The organism is Halogeometricum limi (genome assembly GCF_900115785.1).
Lineage (GTDB): Archaea > Halobacteriota > Halobacteria > Halobacteriales > Haloferacaceae > Halogeometricum > Halogeometricum limi.
In genome coordinates this window covers 453,122-467,714 of the sequence record NZ_FOYS01000001.1, presented here as the reverse complement: position 1 = coordinate 467,714, position 14,593 = coordinate 453,122, and the positions used below count along the sequence as shown (strand labels likewise).

The following is a 14,593-nucleotide window of genomic DNA, read 5'->3' as shown; positions in this document are numbered from 1 at the left end:
AAGTGAGCGGAGCGACTGAGGTTCAAAATCCCGCTCCGGGCGTCCTTTGACTCTACGTCCTCCAGCGAGGCGTCTCGTCGCCGAGCGGAGCACACGAACACACCGCCGGTCAGGCGAGAATTCCGACGAGTCCACCGCCGACGGCGACGCCCCCGAGTGCGGCCAGAAGCGTTCCGACGGCGTAGCGAACCGCCCGCCGCCCGTCGCCGTTCGTCGCGTCTTCGGCGACGCCGACGGCGAACGAGGAGAACGTCGTGAACGCGCCGCAAAAGCCCGTCCCGAACAGCGTCGCCGCCGCCGTCGACACCGGCGCGGCGACGAGTGCGCCGAGCGCGAAGCTCCCGAGGACGTTCACCGCCAGCGTGCTCCGGTGACCGCCAGAGAGCGCGGTGTCGACGGCGTAGCGCGAGAGCGCACCGAGCGTCCCGCCGAGGCCGACGAGCACCGGCGTCGGGAGCGTCGCGAGTTCGGTCAGCGGCGTCACCGAAGCCGACCCCCGACGGAGAGTCCGACGACGGCGGCGACGAAGCCGAGCGCGTAGTTCGCGCCGACGTTGGCGAGGCCCCACGTCGGCCCCAGTGCGGCCGTCTGGACGGCGAAGGTGCTGTACGTGGTGAACGAGGAGAGCAGGCCCGTCCCGAGGAGGACGCGAACCCGGGGGCGGGTGACGACGGTGAGGAGTGCGCCGAGCGCGAAGCTCCCGAGGACGTTCACCGCCAGCGTCCCGCCGACGCCCGGAAGCACGGCGTCGACGCCGTACCGGAGTATCGCGCCGACGAACCCGCCCGCCGCGACGAGCAGTGGGTCGAGCCTGTGCGACATCGACCGTCTCTCGCCGACGGGGCTACTCGGCCGTTTCGGTTCCGGCCGAATCGGCCGTGCGAGCGGCGTCTCCGGCCTCGTCGCCTGTATCGCGTCCGTCGGCCGAACGGTCCGCGTCGCCCGTATCGTCCGCCGCGACGGCGCTGGCACGCGGACTCTCCCCACCGTGCGGCGTGCCTCGCGTGCGGACGCGGACGTCGTACGCCGCCTCGGCGGTGTCGTCGACGACGAGGACGTCGCCCGGACGCGTGGGGAGGCGCGTCGCGACGCCCGCCGAGAGGTACGTCGGGTCGGCGGCGGTCAGCGCTCGCACGTCGGGTCCGGCGGTGAGTCGATGGACCATCCTGAGGTCCGACTGCGAGAGAGCCACGTCGGGGAGCGCACTCGGTCGCTGCGTCGCCGCGACGAGCGAGACGCCGGGTGCTCGGCCCCTCGTGAGAATCGCCCGGAGTGCGGGCGCGGCGACGCCGTCGAAGAAGACGTGCGCCTCGTCCAGAAACAGCCACGGGAGGCGTTCGACTGCGCCGCGGACGCGAGCGTCGTACAGCGACCGGGCGACGGCGTAGACGACGGCGTTCGTCGGCGCGGGGTCGAGCGCCGAGCAGTCGAGCACCGTCGCTCCGGGTCCGCAGAGCGCCGACGCGTCCAGTCCGTCCGGGTCGAAGACCCCCCACGAGTCCGCCCGGCGCAGGCGGTTCTGCGCGGCGCGGGTCGTCTCCGGGCCGACCCGCGAATCTTCCGGCGGCACGTCGACGAACGCGCGCATGGCCGACAGCGTCCCCGTTTCGCTCGCCGCGCGCCACACCGTCGACCCGACGGGCGAGTCGGGGTCGGTGCCGACGAGTGCGGGCCACGCGGCGGGCGGAATCGCGTCGGCCCGAACGGTCGGATGCTGGATTACCTCGGCCGCGAACGTCGCAGATTCCGTGAGGCCGGAGAAGACGCCCATCGGGTCGACGACGACGGGTGCGACGCCGGGCGCGCGGGCCGCCTCCTCGGCGAGGACGCCCAGCGTGTACGACTTGCCGTAGCCGCGCTTGCCGACGACGAGTGCGGCGTGGGGGCGGTCTAAATCCAGTGCGACGGGGGCACCGTCGCTGCCGTCGCGGGCGCGGTGGTGTCCGAGTCGCGCGAGTGGGCCCGCGTCGGCGTCGCCGTCACGTCGGCCGAGTACGTCCGTCTTCATCGCCGGGTCTGGCCGCGGGTTCGCACTTGAATCCTCGTCTGGAGGTTTATATACGGAGACGAGGCCACGACCGGTATGTTCGACGAACTCCGACGGTTCGCCGCCGACGACCGCGCCATCGAAGGACTCCCCATCAGACTCGTCGTCGCCCTCGTCGTCGGCGTCGCGACGATGAGCGTGATGCTGAACATGCTCTCGGGCGTGCAGGGACTCGCGGTCACCGAGTTGGACGTGAAGCCGACCCCCGACGTGGTGACGCCGGGCGAACAGGACGTGACGATGCTCGTCGTCGACCCCGACGGCGACCCGGTGGAGGGAGCGACCGTCGTCGTGAAAGACGGCACCGCCGACATCGACGACGTCGTGCACGCGACGACCGGCGAGGACGGCACCGCCACCCTCACCGTGGCCCCGGACCTCCGGTCGAATCAAGAGAGCGGAACGCTCGTCGTCGACGTGAAACCCCCCGCCGGGAGTCAGTTCGTCGACCGTCGGGCGAACACGGAGATACTGGTGGTCGCGGGGTAGCGACCGCTCACCGCTCGGGGTGCGTCGGCGCGTCGAATCCGCCGCGAATCAGCGGTTTCGCGACGTGCCGACGCGCGCACGGCGGGACCTCGTACCACCCGCGTTCGAGAGCGCGGTCCACCTCGACGTCGGCCTTCCCCGGTGCCGTCGTCCCGCAGTCGCGACAGCGGTAGCCCTGGTTCCGGCCGGCGCTCTCCATCGTCCGGTCGCAGGCGGGACACGTCGGCGTGACCGACTCTGTGCGATTCAGCGCGCGGACGGCGAACTTCTCCAGTTTCAGCGTCCCGTCGGAGAACTCCCCGCAGACGGTCAGTTCGTCTCCCGGCCGGAGGGCGCGGACGCGGTCACGGAACCGCTTCGTCGGTTCGAAGGCGGCGCAGGAGACGGCGGGGCCGGTAGCGTCGGTGTCGTCGTTGGCACCGGTGTCCTCGCTGGCGTCTGCGTCCTCGCCGGTCTCCGCCTCGCTCGACGCGTACTCGAAGAAGACGTGCCCGCCGCGTCGCGTCTCCGGGTCCGTCGCGACGACGCCGTCGACGCGGTACGCGCCGCCGCCTTCGAGTGCGCCGACTTCGCCGTCGCGCAGGTGGACGTCCGTCCCCTGGTTCGTGTAGAACAGCGAGGTTCGCTCGACGGGTTCGGACTCGATGGCCGCCGACAGCGACCGCACGGCGTCGGCGTCGTCGCCGCGGATGCCGTAGAGGATGGGGCCGGGTGCGTTCGGGACGCAGACCGCTTGCCCTTCGACGGTATCGACGGTGTCCCACGCGTCGGGATAGTACTCCTCGGCGGCGTCGAACACCGAGTCGCAGTCGACGTCGCGCGGCGTCCCGCACCGGTCGAACTCGCGGTAGGAGATGTGTTCGTACGTCCACTCGTCGAGGGCGGCCCACGCGCCGACGGCCGCGAGTGCGCCGATTCGGCCGCGGCCGCCCTCCCAGCCCCGGTGCTGGTAGCCCGCCGACTCCGCGAGTTCGACCGCCTCCTCGGTGTCGACGAGCGACCGAATCGACCGGCGGGTGAACGACGAGATGGCGTCGGGGACGGCGTCCGGGTCGCCGGGTGCGACGACGACCCCCGGACTCGTCCGCGGGTCGTCCGTCTCGGCGAGGGGTTCGAGTTCGTCGACGGCGAGTGAGAGCGCGTCGTCGGGGTCGAGGTCGGTGTGGAGGGCGAGAGCGGCGTTCCCGCGGGTCTTGTGCTCGACCGCGGGGTTCAGACGGACGAGGAGACGGCGTTCGACCGACCCACCGGCGGCCTCGATGGCCTCGGCGACCAGCGTCGCGAGGTACGTCGTACACATGCCGCGTTCGCGCGAGTCGGTGTCGTCGAGTCCAACGACGGTCATACCACCCCGTACCGGGCCCGACGAGTAACCCCTTTCGAGTCGTTACCGTGGTCCCGACAATCTATATAAAGATACCGCAAGATACAGATGCCAATCGGGGGACGGGGGGACGAGAGAGCGCCACAACATCTATATGCCTCAAATCGCTTATCTCCGGTTATGTCTCGGTCAGCTCTGGTTGGAAACCTCACAGCGATGCTCGAGGACGCGGGGTTCGTCGTCAGCGACCGTTGTGCGATCCGGCCCAAGAGCTTCGACCTCGCCGCTCGCCGCGGCGACGACCTGACGCTCCTGAAGGTGCTGGGTAACATCGACGCGTTCGACGCGGCGACCGGTGCGGAGATGCGTCGACTCGGGAACTACCTCTCGGCGACGCCGTTGGTCGTCGGCCTCCGGACCCGCGACGAGGACCTGAAGCCCGGCGTGGTCTACTTCCGCCACGGCGTGCCGGTGATGAACCCCGACACGGCGATGGACCTCTTTCTCGAAGACGTCCCGCCGCTCATCTACGCCGCGCCCGGCGGTCTGTACGTCAACATCGACGGCGACCTCCTCGCGGACGAACGACAGCGGCGCGGGTGGAGTCTCGGACGATTGGCGACGGAACTCGGCGTCTCGCGCCGGACCGTCTCGAAGTACGAGGACGGCATGAACGCGAGCATCGAGGTCGCCATCCACCTAGAGGATATGTTCGACAAGCCGTTCTCCAGTCCCGTCTCGGTGTTGGACGGCGCCGAAGAGGTTCGCGACGCCGAACCGACGCCGGAGGACCCCGACGCCGACCCCGACGACGAGCACGTCGTCCACATCCTGACCCGCGCGGGGTTCACGGTGCACCCGACGTCTCGCGCGCCGTTCAAGGCGGTCAGCGAGGACGACGACCGACATTCGGACCAGATACCGATGCTCACGGGGCACTCGGCGTTCACCCGGAGCGCCAGAAAGCGCGCCCGAATCATGTCCTCGCTCGGCGAGGTGACGCAGACTCGTTCGGTCTACTTCACCGAAGAGCAGTCCAAGCGCGACTCCGTCGAAGGAACGGCGCTCGTCAGCTGTGACGAACTCGCCGCCATCGACGACCCCGACGAGATTCGCGACCTCATCCGCGAACGGTCGAACGGCCCGACCGAAGCCTGAGCTCTCACACTCGGAACGGCTATCAACTAGCCCCACATACCGGTCGCGTGGTAAGTACGACCGACCGCCCAGACCCACTCCGTGCGGCGTTCGACCGCACGCTCGCACGGGAACGACTCCTCCGGGTCGACGTACAGAGTCGGTTCGGTCGTCTCGCGTACCTCGTCGACGGAGAACCCTTCGCTCTCCTCGCTCCTCGCGGCCTCTGTCTCACGCACCTCGCGCCCGAGACGCGCCGCCGTCTCGCGGACGAACGCGACGTCGAACCGTTCGAGGCCGACGACCACCGCGTCGAGTCGTGGGTCACCGTCTCGACGAGACCGGACGGCGTCGCGGCGCTGGCACCCTACATCACCGAGAGTTACCAGACGGCGGAGACCGTCGCCGACGACGGCGAGAACGAACGCGGACGGTCCCCGGACTCACCCGGCGACCGACGACTGGTCTGAGCGGCTCTCTCACCCGCGAATCGCTTCCCCGTGAGCGTCGGATAGCCGTCGGTCTTCGAGAAGGCGAAGCGAGATTCGGTGGACGCGCCGCGTCCGCCGGGAAGTCGAAAAACGGAGCGTCTAGCTCGCGCTACCGTACGTCTCTTCGAGGTACGCGACGATGTCGTGCGCCCACCTTTTCCCGCTCGGAACGACGTCCTCGCGGCAAAAGCTGACCAAAAGCTGCGCTTAGCTCGCGCTACCGTACGTCTCTTCGAGGTACGCGACGATGTCGTCGCTCTCGGCCATCCCGTCGACGTCGTGTTCCTCGTCGACGAGGACCGGAACGCCCGTCTGTCCGCTCACTTCTTTCACTTCCGTTCGCTCGCCGTGCGAACGGGGGACCATGATGGAGTCGTACTCCAGTCCGAGGTCTGCGAGTTTGTTCTTCACTTTCGCACAGTACGGACAGCCCTCGAGTTCGTACAGCGTGAGGTTTGCCATCGGCGTGGGCTACGGGTCGGTAGATAAAGAGTCCGGTGGTCGAGTGCACCGGAAGCGCACACGACGGGGGCTTACTGCCGGACGCTCCGCACGGTGGCGGCGATGCGACGCCGTCCGAGGACGAGTTCGGTGCCGCCCCACGCGAGGACGACGAGGAGGGCGCCGATGACCCAGACGAAGTCCCACCCGGACATCCAGACGGGGCGGAGCCACGGCGTGACGTGCGCCCACCGCGTCGCGAACTCGTTCATCGGTTCTTCCAGGACGGTCCCGGCGAACGTCGCTCGCATCTGCCCGGCGAAGCCGACGTCTTCGCCGGACCCGGCGCTCAGGTTCGCGCTCCCGGTGATGGCGTACGTCCCGCTGGCGTTCATATCGCGGATGGTCGGCCCGGACGATTCGTCACCGTGAGCGACGCGTTCGGCGTCGTACGGCCCCCACGTCGCGTAGTACTCCCAGACGACTTCTCCGGTGGGCGTCACTTCCATCACGCGGTGGTTCAGCGTGTCGGTGATGAGCGTGTTCCCGTTCGGCAGTCGGTCGGCGTCGCGCGGCCAGTTGAGCGTGTTCGACCCGACGTTCCACGTCCGGACCCACTCGCCGTTCTCGTAGGCGTACTCGACGATGCGGTTGTTCCCGCTGTCGGCGACGAGGATGGTCGGCGTCCCGTTCTCGCTCAGGAACCAGTCGGGGTTGTGCTGTTCGTTCATCACCTCGTAGTTGTCGTCGCTGCCGAGGCGGTTGGTGATGTTCTTCGTCTCCATGTCGACGACGACGACCTGATCGAAGTTCCGCGGCGAGAGCACGAGTCTGTCGTCGCTGATGGGGTCGACGTCGTTGACGTGCGACCAGTCGGCGTTGTGCCCGCCGTCGGTGTCTTCGGGGAAGTGGTTCTTGAAGTACCACTCCCACGTTATCTCTTCGGTCGTGCGGTTGTAGACGAAGATGCGGTCCTCGCTGGTCTTCGTCGACTCGTTCCACTCGCGCATGTTGGCGACGACGATTTCGTCCTCGCTCAACACGTCGACGTCGTGCGTGTCCTCGATGTCGAACGTCTTCTGCCAGACGCGTTCTTGCGTGTCGGGGTCCAGTTCGTAGACGACGGTCTGACCGCTTCGGGGCGAGGAGACGAGGAGGTTGCCGTTCGGCATCGGGTCCACGTCGAAGAACCACGCGCCGTCGTCGACGGAGTCGTTGTGTACCCACTGGGTCTGTCCGCGCTCACCGACGGAGATGATGCGTGCGGGCTTCTTTCGGTTCGTGTTGCCTTGGAAGGTGTAACCTTGCACGCTGACGACGGTCGACCCGTTGGCGGGACTCGTGACCGTCCCGCGGGTGAGCGTCGTCTCGTCCGCCGGTTCGTACGTAATCGCAGAGACGGCCGCAGGAGTCAGCAGTGAAACGACGAGGACGAGTGCGACCACTCGAACCGCCGTTCGTCTAGAGGGCGTATCCATCACTACTCGGTTACAGCGAATTCAGAGGTGAATCTTTTGCGGTATGTCGATGAATGTGTGACACGGTACCACAGAGGCGGGCAGGAACGCGGACGCAGGTCAGACCTGCGCCTGGATGAGTCCGCTCGTGCGGACGAAGAAGTAGACGACGAAGGCGGCGGCGAGCGCCCAGTGCCCCATCCGCACGTCTTCGAGGTCACCGGCGGCGAGTTTGACGAGGGGGTACGAGACGATGCCCGCGGCGATGCCGTACGCGATGGAGTACGTGAACGGCATCACGAGGATGGTCATCCCGGCGGGGATGGTGTTCGTCACGTCCGACCAGTCGATGTCGACGACGTTCTGCAGCATCACGACGCCGATGACGACGAGCGCGATGTGCGAGGCGTACAGGGGGATGGCGGCGGCGAGAGGGACGAACGCGAGCGAGGCGAGGAACAGTCCCGCGACGGTGAGCGCCGTCAGACCGGTGCGGCCGCCCTCCTCGACGCCCGAGGCGGACTCGATGTACGTCGTCACCGTCGACGTTCCGAGCATCCCGCCCACCGTCGTCCCGACGGCGTCGGCCATGAGCGGTTTGTCGATGTCGGGGAGGTTCCCGTCGTCGTCTAAGAACTCACCGGCCTGTCCGACGCCGACGAGCGTTCCGGCGGTGTCGAAGAAGTCCACGAAGAAGAACGTGAACACGACGAGTGCGAAGGAGAACGCCTCTATCTGGCCGAGACCGGAGACGAACGCACCCGTCAGCGGGGTGATGTTGTACGTCGCACCGGAGCCACCGGCGACCAGTCCGGCGTCGGGCGTGTACGGGCCGAACGCCGTGAGAAGCCAGCCGACGAGCGTGGTGAACAGGATTCCGATGATGATAGAGCCGCGAACGCCGCGCGCGTACAGCGCGAACGTCACGAACAGCCCGAACACCGAGAGGATGGCGACGGGGTTCGAGGCGACTTGGCCCATCGTGACCAGCGTGGCACCGTCGTCGACGACGATGCCCATCGCCTGCAGGCCGATGATGGTGAGAAAGAGCCCGATACCCGTTCCGACGGCGAACTTCACGGGCTTCGGGAACAGTTTGATGACGTACTCGCGGGCACCGACGGCGGTGAGCGCGATGAACAGGACACCCTCGACGACGACGGCGGCGAGCGCCGTCTGCCACGACACGCCCAACGCGCCGACGACGGTGAACGCGAAGAAGGCGTTCAGGCCGAGTCCGGGCGCTTGCGCGAACGGTCGGTTCGCGTAGACGGCCATCACGAACGTCGCGACGGCGGCGGCGATGATGGTGACGACGGCGAGCATCGACCGCACCTCGGTGGGAGAGAACCCCGCGATGGCGATGCCCGGTTTGACGTCCGGGATGGCGGTCAGGATGGACGGGTTGACGACGACGATGTACGACATCGTCAGGAACGTCGTCAGGCCGGCGAGGAGTTCGGTCCGCACCGACGACCCGTGTTCTTGCACATCGAAGTAATCTGCCAGCGTTTCAGTGAGCCCCATAATGCACGTTTGAGCATACTCTCGATTTTGTGCATAAGCGTTACCATCTCCGCGGCGGAGAATATACACATATATGTATACATCTGAAGAGGCAAGCGGCTAAACACGCGTCTGGTGCGCACAGACGTGTCGAAAATTTGTGTCGAGCGGCAGTGAGGCGAGGTGAGAAGACGTCGGGTCGCGCTACGCGCCGAGGACGCCGCCGGTGGCGACGAGGAAGTAGGCGACGAACGCGAGTGCGAGCGCCCAGTGGCCCGTCCGCACGTCGCCGCGTTCGCCCGCGGCGAGTTTGACGAGGGGGTACGAGACGATGCCCGCGGCGATGCCGTACGCGATGGAGTACGTGAACGGCATCACGACGATGGTGAGACCCGCGGGGACGACGTGGCTCAGGTCGTCCCAGCGGATGTCGGCGACGTTCTGGAGCATCAGGACGCCGACGACGACGACGGCGATGTGCGAGGCGTACACCGGAATTAAGGAGACGACGGGGACGAAGACGACGGCCACGAGGAGAAACAGCGTCACGAAGAGAGCGGTGAGGCCCGTCCGGCCGCCCGCTTCGACGCCCGAGGCGGACTCGATGTACGTCGTCACCGTCGACGTGCCGAGCATCCCTCCCACCGTCGTCGCGACGGCGTCGGCGAAGAGCGGTTTCTCCACCTCGGGGAGGTTGCCGTCCTCGTTCAGGAATCCGGCCACCTGCGAGACGCCGGTGACGGCCCCGGCGGTGTTGAAGAAGTCGACGAAGAACAGCATGAAGACGACGAGGAGGAAGGTGGGGACGTCGACGCCCGCGAGTCCGGCGGTGAACGCCCCGGCCAACGGCGAGATGTCGTACGTCGCCGTCGTCCCCGTCGCCGGAACGAGGAGGTCGAACGCGCCGACTGCGGGCACCGAGAGCGAGAGCGTTCGCGTGCCGGTGACCAGTCCGGCGTCGGGTGCGGCGAGTCCGGCGGCGGTGGCCGCCCACCCGAGGACGGCGGTTGCGAGGATACCGACGACGACGGCACCGCGGACGCCGCGCGCGTAGAGACCGAACGTGAGGAACAGTCCCAGCACCGAGACGAGGGCGACGGGGTTCGTGAGGTCGCCGAGGGCGACGAGCGTCGTCCCGTCGTCGACGACGACACCCATCGCCTGCAGGCCGATGATAGCGAGGAACAGGCCGATACCCGTTCCGACGGCGAACTTCACCGGTTCGGGGAACGCGCGGACGACGTACGTTCTGACGCCGGTGACGGTGAGGACGAGAAAGAGGACGCCTTCGGCGACGACGGCGGCGAGCGCCGTCTGCCACGGGACGCCCAACGCGCCGACGACGGTGAACGCGAAGAAGGCGTTCAGCCCCATCCCGGGCACCTGCGCGAACGGCCGGTTCGCGTAGACGGCCATCACGAACGTCCCCGTCGCGGCGGCGAGGATGGTGACGATGGCGAGCATCTGCTGGACCTGCCCCGGCGCGAACCCGTCTAGGAGAATCCCGGGCTTTACGCCCTCGATGCCCGCGAGGATGGCAGGGTTGACCACGATGATGTACGACATCGTCAGGAACGTCGTCAGACCCGCGAGCGCCTCCGTTCTGACGTCGGTGTCGTGTTCGTCGAGTTCGAAGAAGTCGGCGACGGCGCGGCGAACACCGTCCGACGAGGCGTCCTCTGTCCGTGCTGAACCCATGACCGTCACAGGGCACCGAAGACGGACACCTAAGTGTATCTATAGTAGCGTCTGCAAGTCATCGCTCACTCGACCGCACGACGGCGTGCGGTCGGATGAGTAAACAGTTGCAGACGCTACTATATCTCGGAGCGAAACGCGTCGACGCGGCGGACGGAACTACTCCGTCTCGAACGTCGTGAGTGCGCCGACGGGCGCCTCGGTTATCTCCTTGGCGCGGTTCATCCCCTCGTTGCCGACGGAGATGAGTGCGAAGACGCCGGTGACGTTCGCGTCGGACTGGAGGGCGATGTCGAGGAGGAGTTCTTGGGTCTCGCCCGAGCGAATCAGGTCGTCGACGACGAGGACGTTCTCGCCCGAGGAGAGCGCTCGCTGCGGGAGGTAGTACGTCAGTTCGATGCCGGAGGCGAGTCGCTGGCGGGACTCGATGAACTCTTCGACGGCCGTCTCCTTGGACTTCTTCGCGTAGGCGACGCGGGCGTCGAAGTAACTCGCCATCGCCGCACCGAGGGTGATACCGTCGGTGGCGGCGGTGAGGACGACGTCCGGCCGTTGGAAGCCGAGGGTGTTCGCCGCGACGGGGGCGACCAGGTCGAGGAACGACTGGTCGAAGACGACGCCGGAGTTGTCGACGTAGCCTTCGTCGTCGAACTCGACGCGACTCTCCAACTCGGTGGCGAGTGCGTCGTGTCCGACGCCTTGCACGACGTCGCGGGCGCGTTCGACGCCGGGGAGGACGTGTCCGTTGACGTAGCGGTTCAAATCGCCCGCGGGGAGTTCGGTCAGGTCCGCGAGTTCGTCGTACGTCCGCGTCTCTTTGAGCATCCGAAGGACGGCGACGGCCTGTAGTTGGAGGGCCGCTTTCTCCGCTCTGTTCATACCCCGTGATTCGCGGTTACACAAGTATGAATACTTCGATACAAGACAGCGCAATAATTCAGCACGGATGTGAGATACCGGCGCGAGTCACGGGGAGCGTTCGAGAGGAGGCACTGACGCGAGTGCGAGCAGACTTCGGGCGACGGGACGAGACGGGACGGGAGAGTAAGCGGGCGTTACCCGTCGGACGCGGCGTCCGCGTCCGCGAGCAAGTCGTCGGCGGTGACCAGCGAGTCGAGTTCGACGTCCGCCTCGGCGAGGCGTTCTGCGGCCCCTTCCTGTCTGTCGACGACGACGAGGACGCGCTCTACGACGGCACCGGCGTCGCGCAGGGCTTCGACGGCGTCGAGTGCGCTGTTGCCCGTCGTGGCGATGTCTTCGAGGACGACGACTTCCTCGCCCTCGTCGAGGCGGCCCTCGATTCGCTTGGCCGTCCCGTACTCTTTGGCCTTCTTCCGAGCGATGACGTAGGGCGTGTCCGTCTCGACGGCGGTGACGGCGACGAGTGGGACGGCGCCGAGGGCGACGCCCGCGAGTTTCTCCACGCCGTCGAGTTCGTCGGCGAAGGCGTCCGCGATGAGTCGGAGACACTCGGGGTCCGTCTCGAAGAGGTACTTGTCGACGTAGTAGTTCGAGGTGCCGCCGTGGGACAACTCGAACTCGCCGAACTGGACTGCGTCCGCGGCGCGAAGCGCCTCGATGAGTTCGTCGTTCGCCATCTCGTATCGAGAGCGACCAGCGAGGTGCTTAAACGGGGCGGTTCGGGCAGGCGGAGGTGATGCGGAGGCGGTACAGGGCGGAGGCGGTGAGGAGGTGGTGCGGAGGCGGAGAAACGCCGACGCTGTACCGCGAGGCTTCGCCTCGCGGGAGGTTTTTGGTCGAGCTTTTTACGGTGAGCGGTCGCGCTCCGCGCGACCCGAACGTGTAAAAAGCTCGTTAGTAGGGCTCGTTCTTCAGTCCCAGATAGTACGCGCCCACGTTCGTTACGACGTGGAGGACGGGCGTGAGGACGAGGACGACGGCGGCGACGGGGAGCGTAAAGACCGTCCGGAACCACGCGAAGTCGAGGACGGCGGCGAGGGCGAGTGCGCCGACGACGAAGTCGAGTTGGTCGAGGCCCGGGAACGCGGCACCGCGTTCGCGGCCCGAGCGTCGCTTGAGGAACGACGCGCCGATGTCGCCCAGCATCGCACCGAGTGCGAGGCCGAACGCGCCGAGGAGCGAGAACGTCGGGAGCGTCACCCCGAGCGTCGCGCCGACCGGTTCGGCGACGGCGTTGCAGGCGAACGCGAGGGCGAATCCCGCGAGCGTTCCGACGGCGGTGCCGCGCCACGTCTTTCCATCGCCGAGGACCCGACGGCCACCCCACGTTCGTCCGCCGTCTATCGGGGCCCCACCGCCGGCCAGAACGGCGGCGTTGTTCGGCACGTACGCCGGGAGCATCGCCCAGAACGCTCCGGCGACGAGTTCGAGTAGCATGGTCGCAGCGTCGTCGCCCGAAACAAAAGCGTCGGTGATTCCGTCGCGTCCCCGGACTGTCGGCGCATCCGTCCGACCGAGGACGAACGAAAACCCTGATAACTGAACACTCGTACTCTGCACTATGATTCCTCCAATCGCGAGTCGGTTCGTCGCCGGGGAGACGACGGCGACGGCGTTGGACCACGCCCGCCGGGCGAACGAAGACGGGGTGAAGGTCATCTTGAACCTCCTCGGAGAGCACTACGAGGAGCGAGCGCCGGCCGACGGCGACGCCGCGGCGTACGAACAGTTGATAGCGGACATCTCCGGGTCGGGACTGGACGCCTGCGTGTCGGTCAAGCCCTCCCAGATCGGTATCGACGTCGGCGACGACGTGTTCCGCGAGAACTACCACCGAATCGCCGCCGCGGGCGAGGAACACGACGTGTTCGTCTGGTGTGACATGGAGGACGCGGACACGACGGACGTGACCCTCGACGTGTTCGAGGAGGCGGCGCGAGAGTACGACGGCGGCGTGGGCCTGTGCGTGCAGGCGAACCTGAAGCGGACGGGAGACGACCTGAAGCGACTCGCGGACGTCCCGGGGAAGATTCGACTCGTGAAGGGGGCGTACGACGAGGACGCCGCGATAGCGTACAAGAGAAAGGAGGTGGTCAACGAGAAGTACGAGGAGTACCTGGAGTTCCTCTTCGACGAGTACGTCGGCGGCGTCGCCGTCGGCAGTCACGACCCGAAGATGATTGCGCGGGCCGAGGAACTCGCCGCCGAGTACGGGCGGGAGTTCGAGGTGCAGATGCTCATGGGCGTGCGCGAAGACGCCCAACGCGAGTTGGCCGCCGGCGGGAGAGAGGTGTGGCAGTACGCGCCGTACGGCGACAAGTGGTTCTCGTACTTCTACCGCCGGGTCCGCGAACGCAAGGAGAACGCGCTGTTCGCACTCCGGGCCGTCGTCGGCGTCTGAACTCGGAACCGGGTAGCGGACAGAAGCCCTCTTAACCCTCCGGAGTCACCTACCGACCGATAAATGTCTTCGTGGAGACGCGACTTCGCAAGTGGGCTCGTCGTACTCGTGCCTATTCTCGTCATCCTGTACGTCCTCAGTATCCTCTACAACAGTATCGTCAGACTCCCGGTCATCAGGGAACTGCAGGAACCGTACGGCTTCTTCGTCGCTATCATCGTCTTCTTGATGTTGGTGCTCTCGGTGGGCTATCTGATGCGGACGACGGCGGGGCGGTTGTTCGAGTCCGGTATCGACTCGACGATGAACCGCGTCCCCCTCGTGCGAGTGCTGTACAACGCGTCGAAACTGGCCGTCGAGACGGCGTTGACGGGGACCGAAGACCTGCAAAAGCCCGTCAGACTCGAAGTGTGGCCGGGGGTTCGGATGACGGCGTTCAAGACGGGTAAGACGACCTCGGACGGCCGCGAAGTCATCTTCATGCCGACAGCTCCGAACATCACCACCGGGTTCGTCATGGAAGTCGAACCCGAGGACCTCACCGAGACGAACGAACGCGTCGAGGAGGCGTTGACGCGCATCCTCTCGGCCGGGTTCGCCGAAGACGAGACGCAGTCCGCCATCGACATCGACGTCGACGACGAACGGGAACGGAAGCGGTAGGTCGGCGACGGGACGCCA

16 protein-coding genes are annotated in these 14,593 nt (G+C 67.0%); 5 read left to right on the top strand and 11 right to left on the bottom strand.

Annotated elements, in window-relative coordinates:
• Positions 1-109: 109 nt before the first annotated feature.
• From BM282_RS02455 to BM282_RS02445, 3 genes are read right to left on the bottom strand one after another with little or no spacing between them, the layout of a single operon-like run.
• On the bottom strand, positions 110-484 hold the full coding sequence (locus tag BM282_RS02455) for a fluoride efflux transporter FluC (RefSeq protein WP_089876447.1): 375 nt from the start codon (positions 482-484) through the stop codon (positions 110-112).
• Positions 481-822 (bottom strand): CrcB family protein, encoded by a 342-nt coding sequence (locus BM282_RS02450; protein ID WP_089876445.1) that lies wholly within the window; start codon positions 820-822, stop codon positions 481-483. Before BM282_RS02450 ends, BM282_RS02455 begins: the two co-directional genes overlap by 4 nt.
• A 22-nt stretch (positions 823-844) precedes the next feature.
• On the bottom strand, positions 845-2,008 hold the full coding sequence (locus BM282_RS02445; RefSeq protein WP_139229676.1) for an ATP-binding protein: 1,164 nt from the start codon (positions 2,006-2,008) through the stop codon (positions 845-847).
• A gap of 75 nt (positions 2,009-2,083) precedes the next feature.
• Here BM282_RS02445 and BM282_RS02440 point away from each other — a divergent pair, with 75 nt between their 5' ends.
• Positions 2,084-2,536, top strand: coding sequence for a DUF7382 domain-containing protein (locus tag BM282_RS02440; protein WP_089876443.1), 453 nt, complete (start codon positions 2,084-2,086; stop codon positions 2,534-2,536).
• A gap of 7 nt (positions 2,537-2,543) precedes the next feature.
• Here the strand turns inward: BM282_RS02440 and BM282_RS02435 are convergent, their stop codons facing one another.
• Positions 2,544-3,881, bottom strand: a complete 1,338-nt coding sequence (locus tag BM282_RS02435) for a tRNA(Ile)(2)-agmatinylcytidine synthase (RefSeq protein ID WP_089876441.1) — start codon at positions 3,879-3,881, stop codon at positions 2,544-2,546.
• A gap of 159 nt (positions 3,882-4,040) precedes the next feature.
• On the opposite strand from BM282_RS02435, the gene BM282_RS02430 reads away from it, so the two are divergent.
• Positions 4,041-5,018 (top strand): transcriptional regulator, encoded by a 978-nt coding sequence (locus BM282_RS02430; RefSeq protein WP_089876439.1) that lies wholly within the window; start codon positions 4,041-4,043, stop codon positions 5,016-5,018.
• A gap of 47 nt (positions 5,019-5,065) precedes the next feature.
• Positions 5,066-5,467, top strand: coding sequence for a hypothetical protein (locus tag BM282_RS02425; protein ID WP_089876438.1), 402 nt, complete (start codon positions 5,066-5,068; stop codon positions 5,465-5,467).
• A gap of 228 nt (positions 5,468-5,695) precedes the next feature.
• On the opposite strand, the gene BM282_RS02420 is transcribed toward BM282_RS02425, so the two are convergent.
• The 7 genes from BM282_RS02420 to BM282_RS02390 all read right to left on the bottom strand — a co-directional run bounded on the left by BM282_RS02420 (position 5,696) and on the right by BM282_RS02390 (position 12,948).
• Complete coding sequence (locus BM282_RS02420) at positions 5,696-5,950, bottom strand: glutathione S-transferase N-terminal domain-containing protein (protein ID WP_089876436.1); 255 nt, start codon at positions 5,948-5,950, stop codon at positions 5,696-5,698.
• A 71-nt stretch (positions 5,951-6,021) separates the two neighbouring features.
• Positions 6,022-7,407 carry an aryl-sulfate sulfotransferase gene (locus BM282_RS02415; protein WP_089876434.1) on the bottom strand — a complete coding sequence of 462 codons (1,386 nt, stop codon included), beginning with the start codon at positions 7,405-7,407 and terminating at the stop codon, positions 6,022-6,024.
• A gap of 99 nt (positions 7,408-7,506) precedes the next feature.
• Complete coding sequence (locus BM282_RS02410) at positions 7,507-8,913, bottom strand: NCS2 family permease (protein WP_089876432.1); 1,407 nt, start codon at positions 8,911-8,913, stop codon at positions 7,507-7,509.
• A 183-nt stretch (positions 8,914-9,096) separates the two neighbouring features.
• Entirely contained in the window at positions 9,097-10,590 is a 1,494-nt protein-coding gene (locus tag BM282_RS02405) for an NCS2 family permease (RefSeq protein WP_089876430.1), read from the bottom strand.
• A gap of 159 nt (positions 10,591-10,749) precedes the next feature.
• Positions 10,750-11,469 carry a phosphoribosyltransferase family protein gene (locus BM282_RS02400; RefSeq protein WP_089876428.1) on the bottom strand — a complete coding sequence of 240 codons (720 nt, stop codon included), beginning with the start codon at positions 11,467-11,469 and terminating at the stop codon, positions 10,750-10,752.
• A 176-nt stretch (positions 11,470-11,645) separates the two neighbouring features.
• Positions 11,646-12,188: an orotate phosphoribosyltransferase gene (gene pyrE / locus BM282_RS02395; protein WP_089876425.1), complete on the bottom strand. Its 543-nt coding sequence runs from the start codon at positions 12,186-12,188 to the stop codon at positions 11,646-11,648.
• A 217-nt stretch (positions 12,189-12,405) separates the two neighbouring features.
• Positions 12,406-12,948 (bottom strand): CDP-2,3-bis-(O-geranylgeranyl)-sn-glycerol synthase, encoded by a 543-nt coding sequence (locus BM282_RS02390; RefSeq protein ID WP_089876423.1) that lies wholly within the window; start codon positions 12,946-12,948, stop codon positions 12,406-12,408.
• A 124-nt stretch (positions 12,949-13,072) separates the two neighbouring features.
• On the opposite strand from BM282_RS02390, the gene BM282_RS02385 reads away from it, so the two are divergent.
• Together BM282_RS02385 and BM282_RS02380 are read left to right on the top strand one after the other, a co-directional pair.
• Complete coding sequence (locus BM282_RS02385; RefSeq protein WP_089876421.1) at positions 13,073-13,912, top strand: proline dehydrogenase family protein; 840 nt, start codon at positions 13,073-13,075, stop codon at positions 13,910-13,912.
• 63 nt (positions 13,913-13,975) lie between these two features.
• A complete protein-coding gene (locus tag BM282_RS02380; RefSeq protein ID WP_089876420.1) occupies positions 13,976-14,575 on the top strand; it encodes a DUF502 domain-containing protein in 600 nt (199 codons plus the stop codon).
• The last annotated feature ends 18 nt before the right edge of the window (positions 14,576-14,593 follow it).

What these genes read in the sequence shown, in the direction of transcription:
- BM282_RS02450 (WP_089876445.1), bottom strand. Translation starts at nt 822, where the DNA reads ATGTCGCACAGGCTCGACCCACTGCTCGTCGCGGCGGGCGGGTTCGTC.
- BM282_RS02445 (WP_139229676.1), bottom strand. Translation starts at nt 2,008, where the DNA reads ATGAAGACGGACGTACTCGGCCGACGTGACGGCGACGCCGACGCGGGC.
- BM282_RS02440 (WP_089876443.1), top strand. Translation starts at nt 2,084, where the DNA reads ATGTTCGACGAACTCCGACGGTTCGCCGCCGACGACCGCGCCATCGAA.
- BM282_RS02435 (WP_089876441.1), bottom strand. Translation starts at nt 3,881, where the DNA reads ATGACCGTCGTTGGACTCGACGACACCGACTCGCGCGAACGCGGCATG.
- BM282_RS02430 (WP_089876439.1), top strand. Translation starts at nt 4,041, where the DNA reads ATGTCTCGGTCAGCTCTGGTTGGAAACCTCACAGCGATGCTCGAGGAC.
- BM282_RS02420 (WP_089876436.1), bottom strand. Translation starts at nt 5,950, where the DNA reads ATGGCAAACCTCACGCTGTACGAACTCGAGGGCTGTCCGTACTGTGCG.
- BM282_RS02415 (WP_089876434.1), bottom strand. Translation starts at nt 7,407, where the DNA reads ATGGATACGCCCTCTAGACGAACGGCGGTTCGAGTGGTCGCACTCGTC.
- BM282_RS02410 (WP_089876432.1), bottom strand. Translation starts at nt 8,913, where the DNA reads ATGGGGCTCACTGAAACGCTGGCAGATTACTTCGATGTGCAAGAACAC.
- BM282_RS02405 (WP_089876430.1), bottom strand. Translation starts at nt 10,590, where the DNA reads ATGGGTTCAGCACGGACAGAGGACGCCTCGTCGGACGGTGTTCGCCGC.
- BM282_RS02400 (WP_089876428.1), bottom strand. Translation starts at nt 11,469, where the DNA reads ATGAACAGAGCGGAGAAAGCGGCCCTCCAACTACAGGCCGTCGCCGTC.
- pyrE (WP_089876425.1), bottom strand. Translation starts at nt 12,188, where the DNA reads ATGGCGAACGACGAACTCATCGAGGCGCTTCGCGCCGCGGACGCAGTC.
- BM282_RS02390 (WP_089876423.1), bottom strand. Translation starts at nt 12,948, where the DNA reads ATGCTACTCGAACTCGTCGCCGGAGCGTTCTGGGCGATGCTCCCGGCG.
- BM282_RS02385 (WP_089876421.1), top strand. Translation starts at nt 13,073, where the DNA reads ATGATTCCTCCAATCGCGAGTCGGTTCGTCGCCGGGGAGACGACGGCG.
- BM282_RS02380 (WP_089876420.1), top strand. Translation starts at nt 13,976, where the DNA reads ATGTCTTCGTGGAGACGCGACTTCGCAAGTGGGCTCGTCGTACTCGTG.